The sequence below is a fragment of the Methylobacterium sp. D53M genome (genome assembly GCF_053345625.1).
Genome location: NZ_JBKFAL010000001.1, coordinates 237,276 through 253,890, shown reverse-complemented (window position 1 = coordinate 253,890; position 16,615 = coordinate 237,276). Strand labels below are relative to the sequence as shown.

The 16,615-nt window shown below is 72.0% G+C and carries 18 protein-coding genes; 15 read left to right on the top strand and 3 right to left on the bottom strand.

What is annotated here, in order from left to right:
- Positions 1 to 30: 30 nt before the first annotated feature.
- The 11 genes from obgE (at position 31) to ACLBYG_RS01140 (ending at position 10,772) form a co-directional block, all read left to right on the top strand.
- Positions 31 to 1,059 carry a GTPase ObgE gene (gene obgE, locus ACLBYG_RS01190; RefSeq protein WP_447680337.1) on the top strand — a complete coding sequence of 343 codons (1,029 nt, stop codon included), beginning with the start codon at positions 31 to 33 and terminating at the stop codon, positions 1,057 to 1,059.
- A 70-nt stretch (positions 1,060 to 1,129) separates the two neighbouring features.
- On the top strand, positions 1,130 to 2,245 hold the full coding sequence (gene proB / locus ACLBYG_RS01185) for a glutamate 5-kinase (protein ID WP_447680336.1): 1,116 nt from the start codon (positions 1,130 to 1,132) through the stop codon (positions 2,243 to 2,245).
- A 158-nt stretch (positions 2,246 to 2,403) separates the two neighbouring features.
- A complete protein-coding gene (locus ACLBYG_RS01180; RefSeq protein ID WP_447680335.1) occupies positions 2,404 to 3,702 on the top strand; it encodes a glutamate-5-semialdehyde dehydrogenase in 1,299 nt (432 codons plus the stop codon).
- 19 nt (positions 3,703 to 3,721) lie between these two features.
- Positions 3,722 to 4,381, top strand: coding sequence for a nicotinate-nucleotide adenylyltransferase (locus ACLBYG_RS01175; protein ID WP_447680334.1), 660 nt, complete (start codon positions 3,722 to 3,724; stop codon positions 4,379 to 4,381).
- A 129-nt stretch (positions 4,382 to 4,510) separates the two neighbouring features.
- Positions 4,511 to 4,843 (top strand): ribosome silencing factor, encoded by a 333-nt coding sequence (rsfS, locus tag ACLBYG_RS01170; RefSeq protein WP_085986769.1) that lies wholly within the window; start codon positions 4,511 to 4,513, stop codon positions 4,841 to 4,843.
- Between the two features lie 15 nt (positions 4,844 to 4,858).
- Positions 4,859 to 5,353: a 23S rRNA (pseudouridine(1915)-N(3))-methyltransferase RlmH gene (gene rlmH / locus ACLBYG_RS01165; RefSeq protein ID WP_447680333.1), complete on the top strand. Its 495-nt coding sequence runs from the start codon at positions 4,859 to 4,861 to the stop codon at positions 5,351 to 5,353.
- Between the two features lie 12 nt (positions 5,354 to 5,365).
- Positions 5,366 to 6,721 (top strand): murein hydrolase activator EnvC family protein, encoded by a 1,356-nt coding sequence (locus ACLBYG_RS01160; protein ID WP_447680332.1) that lies wholly within the window; start codon positions 5,366 to 5,368, stop codon positions 6,719 to 6,721.
- Positions 6,721 to 8,058: a S41 family peptidase gene (locus ACLBYG_RS01155; protein WP_447680331.1), complete on the top strand. Its 1,338-nt coding sequence runs from the start codon at positions 6,721 to 6,723 to the stop codon at positions 8,056 to 8,058. Before ACLBYG_RS01160 ends, ACLBYG_RS01155 begins: the two co-directional genes overlap by 1 nt.
- 175 nt (positions 8,059 to 8,233) lie before the next feature.
- On the top strand, positions 8,234 to 9,469 hold the full coding sequence (locus ACLBYG_RS01150) for a divergent polysaccharide deacetylase family protein (RefSeq protein ID WP_447680330.1): 1,236 nt from the start codon (positions 8,234 to 8,236) through the stop codon (positions 9,467 to 9,469).
- 94 nt (positions 9,470 to 9,563) lie between these two features.
- Positions 9,564 to 10,118: an RNA pyrophosphohydrolase gene (locus tag ACLBYG_RS01145; RefSeq protein ID WP_020091473.1), complete on the top strand. Its 555-nt coding sequence runs from the start codon at positions 9,564 to 9,566 to the stop codon at positions 10,116 to 10,118.
- A gap of 24 nt (positions 10,119 to 10,142) precedes the next feature.
- Positions 10,143 to 10,772, top strand: coding sequence for a DUF2939 domain-containing protein (locus tag ACLBYG_RS01140; RefSeq protein WP_020091472.1), 630 nt, complete (start codon positions 10,143 to 10,145; stop codon positions 10,770 to 10,772).
- 29 nt (positions 10,773 to 10,801) lie between these two features.
- Here ACLBYG_RS01140 and ACLBYG_RS01135 read toward each other — a convergent pair whose 3' ends face one another.
- The gene (locus ACLBYG_RS01135; protein ID WP_091678006.1) at positions 10,802 to 11,188 is read right to left on the bottom strand and encodes a photosystem reaction center subunit H; all 387 of its coding nucleotides are present in this window, start codon (positions 11,186 to 11,188) and stop codon (positions 10,802 to 10,804) included.
- A 24-nt stretch (positions 11,189 to 11,212) separates the two neighbouring features.
- Positions 11,213 to 11,644, bottom strand: coding sequence for a response regulator (locus ACLBYG_RS01130; RefSeq protein WP_447680329.1), 432 nt, complete (start codon positions 11,642 to 11,644; stop codon positions 11,213 to 11,215).
- A 207-nt stretch (positions 11,645 to 11,851) separates the two neighbouring features.
- Between ACLBYG_RS01130 and ACLBYG_RS01125 the strand changes: the two genes are divergently transcribed.
- The 4 genes from ACLBYG_RS01125 (at position 11,852) to ACLBYG_RS01110 (ending at position 15,499) form a co-directional block, all read left to right on the top strand.
- The gene (locus ACLBYG_RS01125) at positions 11,852 to 12,526 is read left to right on the top strand and encodes a YoaK family protein (protein WP_026604673.1); all 675 of its coding nucleotides are present in this window, start codon (positions 11,852 to 11,854) and stop codon (positions 12,524 to 12,526) included.
- A complete protein-coding gene (locus tag ACLBYG_RS01120; protein WP_447680328.1) occupies positions 12,523 to 13,536 on the top strand; it encodes a WD40 repeat domain-containing protein in 1,014 nt (337 codons plus the stop codon). Before ACLBYG_RS01125 ends, ACLBYG_RS01120 begins: the two co-directional genes overlap by 4 nt.
- Before the next feature lie 93 nt (positions 13,537 to 13,629).
- Positions 13,630 to 14,154, top strand: coding sequence for a DUF2937 family protein (locus ACLBYG_RS01115; protein WP_447680327.1), 525 nt, complete (start codon positions 13,630 to 13,632; stop codon positions 14,152 to 14,154).
- A 106-nt stretch (positions 14,155 to 14,260) separates the two neighbouring features.
- Positions 14,261 to 15,499 (top strand): peptide ABC transporter permease, encoded by a 1,239-nt coding sequence (locus ACLBYG_RS01110; RefSeq protein WP_447680326.1) that lies wholly within the window; start codon positions 14,261 to 14,263, stop codon positions 15,497 to 15,499.
- 4 nt (positions 15,500 to 15,503) lie between these two features.
- Here the strand turns inward: ACLBYG_RS01110 and ACLBYG_RS01105 are convergent, their stop codons facing one another.
- The gene (locus ACLBYG_RS01105) at positions 15,504 to 16,517 is read right to left on the bottom strand and encodes an alpha/beta hydrolase (protein ID WP_447680325.1); all 1,014 of its coding nucleotides are present in this window, start codon (positions 16,515 to 16,517) and stop codon (positions 15,504 to 15,506) included.
- Between the last annotated feature and the right edge of the window lie 98 nt (positions 16,518 to 16,615).

Genomic DNA, 16,615 nt, shown 5'->3' with positions numbered 1-16,615 from the left:
CGAATCCGCACCCGACAAAGGATTCAGGTCGTGAAGTTCCTCGACGAAGCCAAGGTCTATGTCCGCTCCGGTGATGGCGGTCCCGGCTGCGTCTCGTTCCGGCGGGAGAAATTCATCGAGTTCGGCGGACCGAACGGCGGTGACGGCGGCCGCGGCGGCGACGTCTGGGTCGAGTGCGTCGAGGGTCTCAACACCCTGATCGACTACCGCTACCAGCAGCACTTCAAGGCCAAGAAGGGCGAGCACGGCATGGGCTCGAACTGCCACGGCGCCAACGGCGCCGACACGGTCCTGAAGGTCCCGGCCGGCACGCAGATCTTCTCCGAGGACGGCGAGACGCTGCTCGCCGACCTGACCGAGGTCGGCCAGAAGATCCGCCTCGCCAAGGGCGGCAATGGCGGCTTCGGCAACGCCTACTTCACGACCTCCACCAACCGCGCCCCGAAACACGCCAATCCCGGCCAGGAAGGCCAGGAGATGTGGATCTGGCTGCGGCTCAAGCTGATCGCCGATGCCGGACTCGTCGGGCTCCCGAATGCCGGCAAGTCGACCTTCCTGGCGAGCGTCACCGCGGCGAAGCCGAAGATCGCCGACTACCCGTTCACGACCCTGCATCCCGGCCTCGGCGTGGTTCGCTCGGACGGGCGCGAGTTCGTGCTCGCCGACATCCCGGGCCTGATCGAGGGCGCCCACGAGGGCGTCGGCCTCGGCGACAAGTTCCTCGCCCACGTCGAGCGCTGCCGGGTGCTGCTGCACCTCGTGGACGGCACGAGCGAGCATGCGGGCAAGACCTACAAGCTGGTTCGCGGCGAGATCGAGGCCTACGGCAACGGCCTCGCGGAGAAGCCCGAGGTCGTGGCGCTCTCGAAGGCCGACGCGCTCGACGCCGACACGCTCAAGAGCCAGGTGGCCAAGCTGAAGCGCGCCGCCGGCCGCGCGCCGCTGGTCCTGTCCTCGGCGAGCCGCAAGGGCGTTCCCGAGGCGCTGCGCGCGCTTCAGGCCGAGATCGATGCCAGCGCCGAGGCCGAGCGGAAGCCGGCGGCCGCCTGGCAGCCGTAGCCCTCGACCGACTGTTCAAAGGGCGGGTCTTGGTTCACACCCGCCCCGAACGCGCCGTCCCGCAAGAATCATGATCCCTGCCCTCGAAGAATTCCGCCGCGTGGTCATCAAGGTCGGCTCGGCCCTGCTGGTCGACCGCAATGCCGGCCGCCTCCGCCACGCCTGGCTCGCCGCGCTGGCCGAGGACATCGCTGAGCTGCACGGGCGCGGCGTCGACGTCCTGGTCGTGTCCTCGGGCAGCATCGCCCTCGGCCGGACGGTGCTGGGCCTGCCGCCCGGCGTCCTGCGCCTGGAGGAGAGCCAGGGCGCGGCCTCGGTGGGGCAGATCACGCTGGCGCGCCACTGGGCCGAGGCGCTGGGCCATCACGGCATCGTCGCCGGCCAGATCCTCGTGACGCCGCAGGACACCGAGGAGCGCCGCCGCTACCTCAACGCCCGCGCCACCGTGCTGAAACTCCTGGAGATGCGCGCGGTGCCGGTCGTGAACGAGAACGACACGGTGGCGACCTCGGAGATCCGCTACGGCGACAACGACCGGCTCGCCGCCCGGGTCGCCACCATGATCGACGCCGACGTGCTGGTGCTGTTCTCGGACATCGACGGCCTCTACACGGCGCCGCCCCAGAGCGATCCAGAGGCCCGCCACCTCGCCGTGGTCGACCGGATCACTTCCGAGATCGAGGCGATGGCCGGCGGCCCGGCCTCCGAGCTGTCGCGGGGCGGCATGCGCACCAAGGTCGAGGCCGCCAAGATCGCGGCCTCGGGCGGCACGCACCTGGTCATCGCGGACGGGCGCGGGAAGAACCCGCTGAAGGCCGTGCGGGACGGGGCGCGCTGCACGTGGTTCCTCTCGGGGTCAACGCCCACGGCCGCCCGGAAGACCTGGATCGCCGGCTCGCTGGAGCCGCGCGGCACCCTGACGATCGACGCGGGCGCCGAGCAGGCGCTCCGGAGCGGGGCCAGCCTGCTTCCCGTGGGCGTGCGCGCGATCGAGGGCAGCTTCTCCCGCGGCGATGCCGTGAGGATCCGCGATCCGGAGGGCCGGATCCTCGGCCGCGGTCTCGTGGCCTATGACAGCGCCGAGGCCGCGCTGATCATCGGTCATCCGAGCGCGCGCATTCCGGAACTGCTCAATTATCCCGGTCGCGCCTGGATGGTGCACCGCGATGACTTGGCACTATTCTAGAAATCGTCGACACAAGCTAATCTATTTACAATTTTTGTCTCGATGATCGCCACCGTTCCCGGCCCGGCACTCTTGTCGGGACGGCGTTCGATGTGCAAATACGGCGCTCTCCCCCGTCCGGGCCGCGCGCGCGGCCGTCGACAACCGAGGACGCCAGCGTGCCCGTCCTGAACCTGAGATCGGACTTCGCCGAGGCCGACGCCCTTCCGGAGCAGATGGCGGCTATCGGCCGCCGCGCCCGGGCGGCGGCGCGGCGCATGGCGCTGGCCTCGGCGCGGACGAAGGACGTCGCGCTCAAGCTGATCGCCGAGCGGATTCGCGCGAGCCGCGACGAGATCCTGGGCGAGAACGCCCGGGACGTGGCCGCCGCCCGGAGCGCGGGCCAGACCGCCGCGCTGATCGACCGTCTGACGCTCGACCCCGGGCGCCTCGCGGCCATCGCGGACGCGGTCGAGAAGGTCGGGTCGCTCGCCGACCCGGTCGGGCGCCAGCTCGCCGCGATCGAGCGGCCGAACGGCCTGCTGATCGAGCGCATCGCGGTGCCGCTCGGCGTCGTCGGCGTCATCTTCGAGGCGCGCCCCAACGTGACGGCGGATGCCGGCGCGCTCTGCCTCAAGGCCGGCAACGCGGCGATCCTCCGGGCCGGCTCGGACAGCCATCGCAGCGCGATGGCGATCGCGAAGGCGATGAGCCGCGGGCTCGCCGATGCGGGCCTGCCCGAGGATGCGATCCAGCTGGTGCCCACCCGCGACCGCGCCGCGGTCGGACTGATGCTCGCCGGCCTCGACGGCTGCGTCGACGTGATCGTCCCGCGCGGCGGCCGCGGCCTCGTGGAGCGCGTCCAGGCCGAGGCGCGCGTGCCGGTCTTCGCCCATCTCGACGGTATCAACCACGTCTACGTCGCCGCGGCGGCGGACCTCGACATGGCCCGCACCGTGCTGCTCAACAGCAAGATGCGCCGCACCAGCGTCTGCGGCGCCGCCGAGACCCTGCTGGTCGACCGCGCCTGCGCGGCGACGCACCTCGCGCCGCTGGTCCAGGCCCTGATCGACGCCGGCTGCGCCGTCCGGGGCGATGCCGCGACGCGCGCGGTCGATCCGCGCGTGACGGCCGCCTCCGAGGAGGACTGGCACACCGAGTACCTCGACGCGATCATCGCGGTGCGGGTGGTCGACGGGATCGAGGCCGCCATCGAGCACATCGAGACCTACGGCTCGCATCACACCGACGCGATCATCACCGACAACGACGCCGAGGCGACGCGCTTCCTGGCCGAGGTCGACTCGGCGATCGTGACGCACAACGCCTCCACGCAGTTCGCCGACGGCGGCGAGTTCGGCTTCGGGGCTGAGATCGGCATCGCCACGGGACGGATGCACGCGCGCGGGCCTGTGGGCGTCGAGCAGCTGACCACGTTCAAGTACCGGGTCCACGGCAGCGGCCAGATCCGTCCGTGACGCGCACTGACGGTTCGGCGTGCGGCTGACCCTGCCGCCGAGCGCTCCCGGCATGCGGATCGGCCTCTACGGCGGATCCTTCAATCCCGCCCATCTGGGCCACCGGCACGTGACGCTCGCGGCCCTGCGTCGGCTCGGGCTCGACCGGGTCTGGTGGCTGGTGAGCCCGGGGAACCCGCTCAAGAGCCGGAGCGCCCTCCCCTCCGTCGCGGCGCGGTGCGATCAGGCGCGCCAGATCGCCCGGCACCCGCGGATCGCCGTGACCGGGATCGAGGCTGCGCTCGGCGTCCGCTTCACGGTGCAGACGCTGCGCTTCCTCACGCGCCGGTGCCCCGGCGTTCACTTCGTCTGGGTCATGGGAGCCGATTCCCTCGGGACCTTCCATCGCTGGAAGGGCTTCGCCGAGATCGCCCGCCTCGTGCCGATCGCCGTCATCGACCGGCCCGGCTTCACCATGACGCCGCTGAATGCCCGCGCGGCCCGGCGCCTCGCCGGTGCCCGGGTCCCCGAGGCGGCGGCGTCGACGCTCGCGCTGCGGTCGCCCCCGGCCTGGATGTTCCTGCACGGGCCGCGCTCGACCCTGTCGTCCACGCAGATCCGCGCGCGCACGGGTCGGGGGACGGCGCCGCCGAAGCCTGCGCGGTTGCAATCGCGGCCCGATACCGCCAATTTCACCTGATCCCGCAAGGCCCGACGTCGCCGTGCGGCAGAACGAGGAACCAGGACTCTGCCCGAAACCAGTCACACGGAGACGATCCGAACCCCCGTCCAGGCCCCGGTCGAAGCCGGTCAGGCGCGCTCGGACGACCTGAAGGCGCTCGCCCTCGAATGCCTCGACGACATGAAGGCCGAGGAGACGATCGCGATCGATCTGGCCGGCAAGACCTCGCTCGCCGACACGATGATCATCACGTCGGGTCGCTCGCAGCGTCACGTCGGCTCGATCGCCGACAAGATCATCCAGGAGATGAAGAATCGTGGCTACGGCAACGCCCGGGTCGAGGGCATGCCGGCCTGCGACTGGGTGCTGATCGACGCCGGCGACGTGCTGGTGCACATCTTCCGCCCCGAGGTCCGCGGCTTCTACAACCTCGAGAAGATGTGGGGCGCCGACCGCCCCGTCGGGATCGCGGCCGGCTAGGCCGGATCCGAGTCGGTGCGCTTGGTCCTGGCCGCGGTCGGACGGCTGAAGGCCGGGCCGGAGCGCGAACTCGCGTCACGATATCGCGACCGCGCCGCGCAACTCGGACGCGGCCTCGGCTTCCCGTCCTGCGACATGGCCGAGATCCCGGAATCCCGCGCCCGTCGCGCCCACGACCGGTGCGCCGAGGAGGCGGCGGCGCTCGCGACCCATCTGCCCGCGGGCGGTGTCCTCGTCGCCTATGACGAGCGCGGTCGGGCCGATCTCGCCAGCGAGGCCATGGCCGAGCGCGTCGCCGCTTGGCGCGACGCGGCCCGGCCGGCCCTGGTCGTGGTGATCGGCGGCCCGGACGGGCTGGACGCCTCAATTCGGACGCGCGCGGAGCTGATCCTGTCGTTCGGGGCCGCCACCCTGCCCCACGGACTCGTTCGCGTGCTCGCCCTCGAACAACTCTATCGCAGCCTCACCATCCTGGCCGGTCACCCGTACCATCGCGGTGAGGCGGGCTGAGCGGCCGTGAGGATGTCCGAGCCCGAGTTGAAGCCTGGGTCGCGGCGCGCGCGCGCGGCACTCGCCCTGCTGGCCGCGCTGTCGATCACTGCCGCCGCGCGCGCCGAGACCCCGAAGCCCACGGATCCCGAGGCGATCCAGCGGGCCAACGAGGAGCGGGAGCGCCGGGCCGAGAACCTGAAGCGCGTGCAGGACGCCCTCGCCGCCAGCGCCGGACAGCGCGCGCAGTTCGAATCCGAGATCGCGGCGATCGGGTCCGACCGCGCGAAGCTCGACACCGCCCTCCTCGACGCGAATCGACAGGCGCAGGCGACGGAAGACCGCCTCAGCCGCCTGGAGGAGCGCCTGAAGGCGATGAGCGAGAGCGAGGCCGCGATCCGGCACTCGCTGCAGGGTCGGCGCGGCATCGTCGCCGAGATCCTGGCGGCGCTCCAGCGGATGGGCCGCCGCCCGCCGCCGGCGGTGCTGGTGAGCCCCGAGGACGTGCTGGCCGCGATCCGGACCTCGATGCTGCTCGGTGCCGTGGTGCCGGAACTGCGCGGCGAGGTGGACACGCTCGCGGCCGATCTCGCGGAAATGATCAGGCTGCGCGGTTTGATCGCGCAGGACAAGGAAGGCCTCTCGAACGACCTCGCCGGCTGGGCGCGCGAGCAGCAGCGCCTGCAGGCCCTGGTCGCCGCCCGGCGCGCGCGGCAGGCGGAGGTGGAGAGCGGCCTCACGGCCGAGCGACGCCGCGCCACCGAGCTCGGCGCGCAGGCCAAGAACCTGAAGGATCTGCTCGACCGCACGGAGGCGGAGGTCGCCGCGGCGAAGCGCTCCGCCGAGGAGGCCAAGGCTGCCGCGGAGCGCGAGGTGCGCATCACGCAGGAGCGGTTCGCCGCGGCCGGCTTCCGCGATCCGGCACGGCTCGCGCCCAAAGTGCATTTCGCCGAGGCGCGGGGCGAAGTGCCGCGGCCGGTGAGCGGACGCGTCGCACGCGGCTTCAACCAGCCCGACGGCAACGGCGGGACGACCCGCGGCGTGTCGTTCACGACCCGCCCGAAGGCGTCGGTCTCGTCCCCGGCCGACGGGTGGGTGCAGTTCGCCGGGCCGTTTCGGTCCTATGGCCAACTCTTGATCATCAACGCGGGCGACGGCTACTATCTTCTGCTCGCGGGAATGGACCAGATCAGCGTCGAGGTCGGTCAGTTCGTGCTCGCGGGCGAACCGGTCGGCAGCATGGGCGACAGGGGTGCGGGTCCCGGCGGGTCCGAGGGTGATCCCACGCTCTACGTCGAGTTCAAGAAGGACGGCGGCTCCATCGATCCGGAGCCGTGGTGGGCGAAGAGCCCGAATAATACGGTACTTGGCGAGAAGGTTCGCGGCTGATGCGCAAGACTTCCCTGATCATGCTCGGCGCCTTCCTCGGTGCCGGAACGTCCATGGTGGCGACCCAGACCGACTTCCTGTCGGGTCCGCGGGCCGTGGCCGCCTCGGCCGAGACCTACCGCCAGCTCAGCCTGTTCGGCGACGTCTTCGAGAAGGTCCGCACCGACTACGTCGAGAAGCCGGACGAGTCGAAGATGATCGAGGCGGCCGTCAACGGCATGCTGACGTCGCTCGACCCGCACTCGAGCTACATGGACGCCAAGGCGTTCCGCGACATGCAGACCACCACCCGCGGCGAGTTCGGCGGCCTTGGCATCGAGGTCACGATGGAGGACGGCCTGATCAAGGTCGTCACGCCGATCGACGACACCCCGGCGGCGAAGGCGGGCCTGCTCGCGAACGACATCATCACGCAGATCGATGACGACCAGGTCCAGGGCCTCACCCTGAACCAGGCGGTCGACAAGATGCGCGGCCCGGTCAACTCGAGCGTCAAGCTCAAGATCAGCCGCAAGGAGTCGAAGGACCCGATCGACGTCACGCTCACCCGCGACGTGATCAAGATCAAGCCGGTGCGCTCGAAGATCGAGGGTGGCGACGTCGCCTACATCCGCCTGACCCAGTTCAACGAGCAGACCTTCGACGGGATGCGGGCCGCCATCGACAAGCTCACGGGCGAGATCGGTGCCGACAAGATCAAGGGCTACATCGTCGACCTGCGCAACAACCCGGGCGGGCTGCTCGATCAGGCCGTGATGGTCTCCGACGCCTTCCTCGATCGCGGCGAGATCGTCTCGACCCGCGGCCGCAACCCGGACGAGACGCAGCGGTTCTCGGCCAAGGCCGGCGATCTGACCAAGGGCAAGCCCATCGTGGTGCTGGTCAACGGCGGTTCCGCCTCGGCCTCCGAGATCGTGGCCGGCGCCCTTCAGGATCACAAGCGCGCGACCATCATGGGCACGCGCTCCTTCGGCAAGGGCTCTGTCCAGTCGATCATCCCCCTCGGCGGCTCCGGCGCCCTCCGGCTCACCACGGCGCGCTACTACACGCCGTCGGGCCGCTCGATCCAGGCAAAGGGCATCGAGCCGGACGTCGAGGTCACGCAGGACGTGCCGGAGGAGCTCAAGGGCAAGGACGAGACCAAGGGTGAGGCCGGGCTGAAGGGTCATCTGAAGCAGAAGGACACCGACGAGCGCGGCGGATCCTCCGCCTACGTCCCGCCGGATCCGGCCAAGGACAAGCAGCTGATCTCGGCCGTGGACTTCTTGCACGGCATCCAGAAGGGCGCCGCCAACGGCACGCCCGCGCAGCAGCAGAAGCCGAGCCTGCCGAACTGATCGTTCGGCAACCCCGCGCCCCTCTGACCCGATCCCGTCCGGCCACCCGCCGGGCGGGATTTCCCGTTCTGGGACCGGGCGTTAGCGGAACGTTAACCATACCCGGCCGCAATGGATGCGAGGGTTGGGACCGCGCCGACCGGCGCAGGAACCGCGATCCCGTATCGAGAGCCGCTTGACCGAGTCCACCGACGATATCCTCACGCGCCCCCTCGGGGTGCCGGAGGCGGCGCCGGAGCAGCCCCCAGGCCGGATCGGACGGCTGATCGCGGCTGCCCGCAGGCCCCGGGTCGCGGCCGCGGCGCTCGCGGCCGGCTTCGCGGTGGCGGCCGGCCTCGTGCTCGCGCTGGGCGACCCCCAGGGCGGTGAACCCCGGGTCCAGGTGGCGATCGCGATGCGCGAACCCGCGGCCCGTCCGGCCGCACAGGCCCCGGTCGCCCAGCAGCCCCAGGTCATCACGACGGCGCCGGGAACGGCGCCCCTCCAGCACAGCGCCGAGGAGGTCGAGACCGCGTCCGGGGTAACGGTCGTGCGCCCGGCCGGCAGCGGGCCTAGCGAGGCGGTGGTGATCCGCGTGCCGCCGCCGAGCGCCCCCCGTCTCGCCCAGGCCCCCGACCCGCGGATCAGCGAGGCGGGCCGCCACGGTCTCATGCCGAAGCTCGGCGAGGGCCGCATCCGCGCCCTCGACGTCTACGCCCGGACCGAGGAGGCCGGCAGCGGGCCGCGCATCGCGATCGTGGTGACCGGTCTCGGCGTCGGTCAGGCCGCGACCGCGGGCGCCACCGCGCGCCTGCCCGCCGCCGTGAGCCTCGCCTTCCTGCCCTACGGCGGCGAGGCCGAGCGCGCCGCGGCGCGCGCGCGGGACGCCGGCCACGAGATCTTCCTGCAACTCCCGATGGAACCCTTCGACTATCCCGACAGCGATCCGGGTCCGCAGACGCTGCTGACCGCGCTGCGGGGACCGGAAAATGCGGACCGCCTTGCCTGGGCGATGAGCCGCTTCCCGGGCTACGTCGGCGCGGTGAACTTCATGGGCTCCAAGCTGATGGCCGACGCGGCTTTCGAGCCGGTCCTGCGCGAGATCGGCGCCCGCGGTCTCGGGTTCCTCGATGACGGCACGGCCCCGAAACCCGCGGCGGCGCTCGCCAACAAGGGCAAGACGCCGGTGGCCCGTGCCGAGATCGTCCTCGACGCCACGCCGCGCGCCGACGCGATCGACGCCGCGCTCGCCCAGGCCGAAGCCCGGGCCCGCGCCAACGGCTTCGCCCTGGTCTCGGCGACCGGGACACCGCTGAGCATCGATCGGATCGCCCGCTGGGCGAAGGAGATCGACTCGCGCGGGCTGCGCCTCGTGCCGGCGAGCGTGGCGCTGCGGGGCGCCCGCGACAAGCGGGTCTCGACTGCCGATTGAGCGTGTCCGTGTCCAAAGTCAGCGCAAGTAGATCCGGCGCCTTCCGGGCCGGTGAAGACTTGGTCGACGTTGCCGCCTCGCCTCCCCCTGACCTATGGTCGCCGCGATGGTAACGGATTCCGACCCGGGCATCGCCCTGCCCTACCGCCCCTGCGTGGGCATCGCCCTGATCGCGCCGTCCGGCGGCGTCTTCGTCGGGCGTCGCAGAAAGGATGCCGGTCCCGAGCACGTCGACGGTCCGCACATGTGGCAGATGCCGCAGGGCGGCATCGATCCCGGCGAGGACGCGGAGGCCGCCGCCCGCCGCGAGCTCTACGAGGAAACCAACGTTCCGCCCGAGGCCGTGAAGCTCCTGGCCGAGATTCCGGACTGGCTCCCCTACGATCTGCCACCGGCGGTGATGAAGCAGGCTTGGAAGGGCCGCTACCGCGGACAGACGCAGAAATGGTTCGCCTACGGCTTCGTCGGCAGCGAAGATCTGATCGACGTGCTCCGGCCCGGCGGCGGCGCCCACAAGGCGGAGTTCGACGCGTGGCGGTGGGCGCGGTTCTCCGAGCTTCCGGACCTGATCGTTCCCTTCAAGCGGCCGGTCTACGAGCGCGTCGTCGCCGCCTTCGCCGGCCTCGATCGATGGGCGGCGCGGTCATGACCGCGCGGACGGGGCGCTGAGGCCGTGCGCTGGCTCGCGGTCCCGGTCGCCCTCGCCCTGGCGTGGCTCGCCTTCACGATGAGCCCGCTCTGGTCGCTCTACGACCTGGCGCAGGCGGTGCGCCGGCACGATGCCGCCTATGTCGAGAGCCACGTGAACTTCCGGACGCTGCGCCTGTCGCTCGTCCGGCAGATCACCGCCGCGATGCGCGCGGCGTCCGAGACCGATCCCGACCTCGAGCCCCGCGACCGCCAGCGTCTCAACGACGCCGCCTACGGCCTCGCCCTGGCGCTCGCCGAGACGATGGTGACGCCGGAGACGGTGATGGACCTGCTGGCCAACGGCTGGCCCGACAAGCTCGACCTCGAGCGCCCGGCCGGCACACGGCCGGAGGGGCTGGTCATCCGCGGCCTCGGGCGGCTCATGCCGTACTACGCGGCCCTGGAGATGCGCGGCTTCCGCGCGGTCGTGATCCCGATCCCGCCGGAAGGGTCACGCGCCGAGCGCACGCGGATCCGGCTGCGGCTGCGCGGCCTGAGCTGGCGCCTGGTGGATATCGAGATGGCGGAGATGCTGCGCGCGCAGATCGCCGCCAAGCTCAGCCGCGCCCTGGCGCGCGCCAAGATCGGAGCCAGTGCCGGCGAGGAGCGCTGAGGCGGCGCGGCGGCCCGGACGGCGAGGCGCTATTTCGCCTTCGGCCCGCCCGGCGCGTTCTTGGGCTCGCCCGCCGCGGCCTTGGGCTCGCGCGCCTCGATCAGGTCCTCGGCCTTCTCCTCGTCGGTGTCGCCGCTCTGCTCGATGGTCTTGCCCGGATTGGCCAGCAGGGAGCGCACGATCCCCAGCAGGACCTCGCACTCGCCGGGGAACTTGTAGCTCTCGAGGACGATCGCGGCGTCGCGCAGGGTCCGCAGATCGCGCACCAGCTGGGCGTTGGCGTCCTCCCGCAGCTCGCTCTTCTTGGCGATCGCCTCCTCGATCTGCGCGCCCTTCACGTCGCAGGCGGCCCCGGCCGGCGATGCAGCGAGCGCGGCGGCGAGTGCGAGACCGAGTGCGGGAAGAGAGCGCCACATGGCGGGTATCCTCGAAGATCCAATTCAGAAGGTGTGAACGGGCGCGGTTCGCAGGACGTCCTGCGTCAGCGCCACGAGCTGGCTCGGGCGGTACGGCTTCGGCACGAAGACCGAGCCCGGAACGGCCTCGCAGCCCGCCAGGGAAGCCCGGCCCCCGGAGGTGTAGACGACCGGGAGGTCGGGCGAGAGCCGGCGGGCGCACCGGGCCAGCGACAGGCCGTCCGTGTTGCGGGCCAGATCGATATCGGTGAAGAGCAGGTCGACGCTCTCCCGGGCCAGGATCGCCTCGGCTTCCCAGGCATCCGCGGCGGTGAGCACCCGGTAGCCCTCTTCGAGGAGCGCCTCGGCGGCCAGCTCGCACACGGTCGGCTCATCCTCGACGACCAGGATCGTGGCGGCGCCCCGGTCCGGGACGGGCAGGGTCGGGCAGACGAACGCGGCGGCGAACGGAACCATGACGCAACTCCCACTCACCCGGCGGGGGCACGGTGTTCCCGAGCCGGATCGCTGGGGCAACGACCCCTTCCGACGCGGCGTTCACCGTGTTTGCATCGAATTGCTCGGGTTTGGTGAGCGGCGCGTTAACCGCGGCCCGTCTCCCGTGAACGAAGGCGTCCGAATGGTTAACAGAGCGTTACCGATCTGCGACCGCGGGGCCGAACCGTGAACCGCCCGGCTCAGTTGGGCGTCGGCCTACTCCTCACCGGTATGGCCGGCTACGTCGACGCCCTCGGCTTCGTACGGCTCGGCGGCCTCTACACATCCTTCATGAGCGGCAACACCACGCAGCTCGCCGTTCTCGGCGCCCAGGTCGAGCTGCACCACATGATCCTCCCGGCGATCCTGATCCTGGCGTTCCTGACGGGATCGGTCCTCGGGAGCGGGCTGGCGATCCTGGTACCGCCGCGCTGGGCGACGCCGGCGGTCCTCGCCTACGAGTCGCTCCTGATCCTCGCCGGTCTGGGGCTCGGACTCCAGTCGCCCGAACTCGGCGTCGCGGCCTTCTTCGTCGCCTTGGCGATGGGATCCCAGAACGCGGTTCTGGCGCAGGTGAAGGGCTTCCGGGCCGGCACCACCTTCGTCACCGGCGCGCTGTTCAGCCTGGGCCAGAAGATCGCGCAGGCCCTGACCCGCACCGGAGATCCGCTCGGCTGGCTCGGCGACGCCTCCGTCTGGATCTCGCTGCTGTTCGGCGCCTACCTGGGCGCGCGGGCCTACCAGCAATTCGGTCTCTACGCGCTGATCGCCCCGGCGGCGATCTCGGGTGGCCTGGCGTTGATTACCGCCTTCCTGGTCTTGCGCACCGCGCCGCCGGCCGCAAATGTCCCCCCGACATGAGCAGCCCCGTCAGTAACCCGTCCCTCACCAGTCACGTCGCCGCGCTGGAGCCCGGCGAGCACGTGCTCGCCGCGCATTTCCTGAAGGACGTGCCGGCCCTGGCGCTCAGCGACGGCACGGTCGCGCTGGTGCGGGAGGACGGGATCACCCGCGTCGCCGCGCATCCCGACAGCGGGATCCTCGTCGCGGCCGGCGGAGTCGACCGGCTGCTCACCGGGGGCGACGACGGCCGCGTGGTGGCGATCCGCGCCGACGGCGCGATGGAGCAGCTCGGCCTCGCCAAGGGCGGCGCCTGGATCGACGCGCTCGCCGCCCATCCCGACGGCGCGGTGGCGTGGTCGGCCGGCCGGACCGTCGTGGCCCGCGACGCGAAGGGCCGCGAGAAGACCTTCGACGCGCCGTCCTCCGCCCGCGGCCTCGTCTTCGCGCCCAAGGGCTACCGGCTCGGCGTCGCCCACTACAACGGCGTGAGCCTCTGGTACCCCAATCTGGAGACGCCGGCCGAGGTGATCACCTGGAAGGGCTCGCATATCGACGTCACGTGGTCGCCGGACGGGCGCTTCGTGGTGTCGACCATGCAGGAGAACAGCCTGCACGGCTGGCGCCTCCAGCCGGATCGCGGGCACATGCGGATGTCGGGCTATCCCGGCAAGGTCCGCTCGATGTCGTGGTCGTTCGACGGGAACTGGCTCGCCACCAGCGGGGCCGAGGCGGCGATCGTGTGGCCCTTCGATTCCAAGGAAGGTCCGACCGGCAAGGCCCCGCGGGAATGCGGCGTCCGCCCGGCCCGGGTCTCCCGCGTGGCATTCCACCCGAAGGCGCCGGTCCTGGCCATGGGCTACGAGGACGGCTGCATCCTGCTCGTCCGCTTCACCGACGCGGCCGAGTTGCTGGTGCGACCGGCCGTCCAGGGGAGCGGCGTCACGGCGCTCGGCTGGGACGCGCGCGGCGGCCGCCTGCTGTTCGGCTGCGCCGACGGAAAGGCCGGCCTCCTCACACTGCCGGGCTGAGACGCCGGGTCAGGGGTCGTCGCACCCGCGGCTGGAACCACCGCCCCGCGCATGCTCTTTGTCGGGGGTCGATTCCCCCGCCGGAGGCCAGGCATGTTTCGCGTGTTCCGCACCTTCGGCCTCGCCCTCGGCCTGCTCGGAGGCGTGGTCGCCGCGCAGGCCCCGGAATTCGCGCAGCAATACGCGCAGCGCCTCGGGGGCGCCGCGGACGAGCTCCGTCGGCAGGTGGCGGTCCTCGAATCCGACGCGCAGGCGTCCGGGACGACGCGCGAGGGCGCCGTCGACCGGCTGCGCGCCAACCCGGACCAACTCGTCGCCCGCCGAGGCGAGGCCGCCCGGGCCGACATCGCCCGTCTCGCCCGCCTGAGCGCCCAGCAGCAGGCCCTGAGTGCGGCGACGAGCCCACTCGGGCGCGTGGTGGCGATGCTCCGCGATCCGGACGTGCCGGTGGCCGAGGCCGCCTATCACGACTTCAGCCCGGCCGTGCCCACGAGTGCCGACGGCTTGGCCGCGGGTCTGATCGGGTTCTTCGTCGCGTGGGGCGGCTGGCGCGTCGCGTCGGATGTCGGCCACCGGGCCGTGCGCCGGCGCCCGCGGGAGACCGCGACCGTCGCTTGAGCGCAGTTCGCGCAGGCCAGACTGTGGCGCAACGTCTACAGCAGCTTGCGCGAGCCTTGCGTATCGAGCAGGGATCCGGCCGTCCCGGTCCGGGAGAAGGCGCAAGATGCCGCGCGCGTCGAACTCCACCACCATCGATCCGGCGCTCGACGCCGCCGCGCTGCTGCGGCGTATCGGCTTCTTCGGCCTCTTCGTGGTTCTCCCCGTCCTCGCGCAGGTCGCCCGCCGCGCCTCGGTGATCCTCGCGCCGATCGCCGTGATCCTCCTGATCATCGCCAGCGTCATCGACCGGCGTCAGCGCCCGGTCCGACCGGCGACCTATCGCCTCCTGACGGCTCCGGCCTTCCTGGCAGGCATGCTGGTCGTGCTGTGGTCGGCGCTGTCGCTGACCTGGACTCCCTTCCTCGGGCCGGCGCTGGAGCGGCTGGCCAATCTCGGCGCAACCATCGGACTCGCCCTCCTGGGCTACCTCGCCCTCCCCGACAGGATGCGCTCGGCCAACCTCTACCTCCTGCCGCTCGGTGTCGTGGCAGGCGCGATCGTGGCGATCATGCTCGGGCTGTTCGGCGCCCACATCGCGCCGCCCGGCGTCGAGGATGACGGGGCCCTCGATCGCGGGCTCGTCCTGCTCATCCTGCTGCTCTGGCCGGCCCTCGCGTGGCTGCGGTCCCGCCGCCGCGACCGGGAGGCGCTGGGACTCGCGCTGCTCGTCGCCCTGGCGCTCACGGTCCAGCCTGACGGGACGCAGATCGCCGCCCTGTCGGTCGGCGCCGTCGCCTTCGCGGTGACGAGCTACCGGCCGCGGCTCGGAGTGACGCTCACCGCTCTCGTCTCGGCCGCCCTGCTGGCGGCGGCGCCGTTGCTCCCCTTCCTGGCGCGGCCGGTTGGCGCCGCTCTCTTCGGGCCGGTCGCACCCGCGGTGCTGTCGCTGAAGAGCTGGCAGAAGGTCGTGACCTCCGATCCGGTGCGGCTGATCACCGGGCACGGCTTCGAGACGGCCCTGCGCGGACGCCTGGTCGGCCTCCTGCCAGCCAACGCACCGACCACGGCGCTCTTCGAGTTCTGGTACGAGCTCGGCATCGTCGGCGCCCTCGCCGCCGCCTTCGCCCTCTACGCCTCGATCCGGCGGGCCGGCCGGGACGGCCCGGCCCTCGTTCCCGGCGCGATGGGCTGCTTCGCCGCCGCCTTCACGGTGGCCTGCCTGAGCGTCGGGCTGACTGCCGTCTGGTGGCTCACGACAGTCGCCATCGCGATCGTGGTCTTCGTCGCGGTGGAGCGCGGCCAGTTCCGGACCAGCCGGCCGAAGGTCGCCAAGCTGCATCGCCTGCAGACGCGGGGCGAGTGAGCGGTCAGGCGCGCAGGAAACCGTGCAGGCGTATCCAGGCCAGGAAGAGGCCGGGCCACGCCGCCACCGGTGTCCCGGGCGCGCCGAGGCCGAAGCCGTGGCCGCCGCGCTCGAACAGGTGCAGCTCGGCCGGCACCCGCGCCTTGCGCAGCGCGGAGAACATCAGCAGCGGGTGGTCGGCCACGGCGACGGGGTCGTCGATCGCCTGGACCAGGAAGGTCGGCGGCGTCTCCGGCCCGACCTGTAGATCCACCGAGTAGGTCTTCATCTCGTCGGGGGTGACCTCGTCGCCGACCAGGATGCGGCGGGTCGCGGTCCGGTCGAACGGCTTGCGCATGGTGATGACGGGGTAGATCAGACCGGCCAGCGCCGGCCGGATCGGCTGAGCGTCGGCGGTGTCGACGCCCGCGTACAGGTCCCGGGCGCTCCCGACGGCGGTCTCGCCCATCAGGTGGCCGCCCGCCGAGAAGCCGAGGACGCCGACCCGCGCGGGATCGATGCCGAACTCGGCGCCGCGCGCCCGGACCAGCCGGAGGGCGCGCTGCGCGTCCTGCCGCGGCGCGTCCGGCCCCGAGCCCCAGCCCTCCGCGGGCAGGCGGTAGACGAGGAGGAAGACCGTGATGCCGGCGGCGTTCAGGACGCGGCCGACCGGGACGCCCTCGTTGCCGAGGGCGATGAATTCGTAGCCGCCGCCCGCCGCGACGATCATCGCGGCGCCGTTCGGGTTGGCCGGACGCATGACCAGCAGACAGGGCCGCGCGACCCGGGTGACGTCGCCGAACGTCCCCTCGACGTAGCGATAGCCGTCCGGGTTCGGCCCGTCGCCCCCGCCCGGCGGCGCGCCGGGCCACAGCTCGATCACCTGCAGATCCGCGCCGGGCAGCGAGCGCGGCAGAGCCCGGATCGACTCGTGCGGCGCGGGCTTCGGTGCCGTCTCCGCCGGGCCTTCCGCCCGGGCGTTGCGCAGCCCGAGGACGCTTCCGAGACCGGCGAGCAGGAGACGGCGGTCGAGGCGCAAAGGCATCTCCCGGGTGAGGCCGCGCGCGGGACCGCCCCCCGGCGAGCCCAGCTCCCGCGGGAGCGCGGGGGCAACGCCCAAGGACGCGAGGCGGGTTC

Excerpts from the sequence above, each read along its gene's own strand:
- proB (WP_447680336.1), top strand. The coding sequence starts at position 1,130 with ATGATCCCTGCCCTCGAAGAATTCCGCCGCGTGGTCATCAAGGTCGGC.
- ACLBYG_RS01160 (WP_447680332.1), top strand. The coding sequence starts at position 5,366 with ATGTCCGAGCCCGAGTTGAAGCCTGGGTCGCGGCGCGCGCGCGCGGCA.
- ACLBYG_RS01155 (WP_447680331.1), top strand. The coding sequence starts at position 6,721 with ATGCGCAAGACTTCCCTGATCATGCTCGGCGCCTTCCTCGGTGCCGGA.
- ACLBYG_RS01145 (WP_020091473.1), top strand. The coding sequence starts at position 9,564 with ATGGTCGCCGCGATGGTAACGGATTCCGACCCGGGCATCGCCCTGCCC.
- ACLBYG_RS01135 (WP_091678006.1), bottom strand. The coding sequence starts at position 11,188 with ATGTGGCGCTCTCTTCCCGCACTCGGTCTCGCACTCGCCGCCGCGCTC.
- ACLBYG_RS01130 (WP_447680329.1), bottom strand. The coding sequence starts at position 11,644 with ATGGTTCCGTTCGCCGCCGCGTTCGTCTGCCCGACCCTGCCCGTCCCG.
- ACLBYG_RS01120 (WP_447680328.1), top strand. The coding sequence starts at position 12,523 with ATGAGCAGCCCCGTCAGTAACCCGTCCCTCACCAGTCACGTCGCCGCG.
- ACLBYG_RS01115 (WP_447680327.1), top strand. The coding sequence starts at position 13,630 with ATGTTTCGCGTGTTCCGCACCTTCGGCCTCGCCCTCGGCCTGCTCGGA.
- ACLBYG_RS01110 (WP_447680326.1), top strand. The coding sequence starts at position 14,261 with ATGCCGCGCGCGTCGAACTCCACCACCATCGATCCGGCGCTCGACGCC.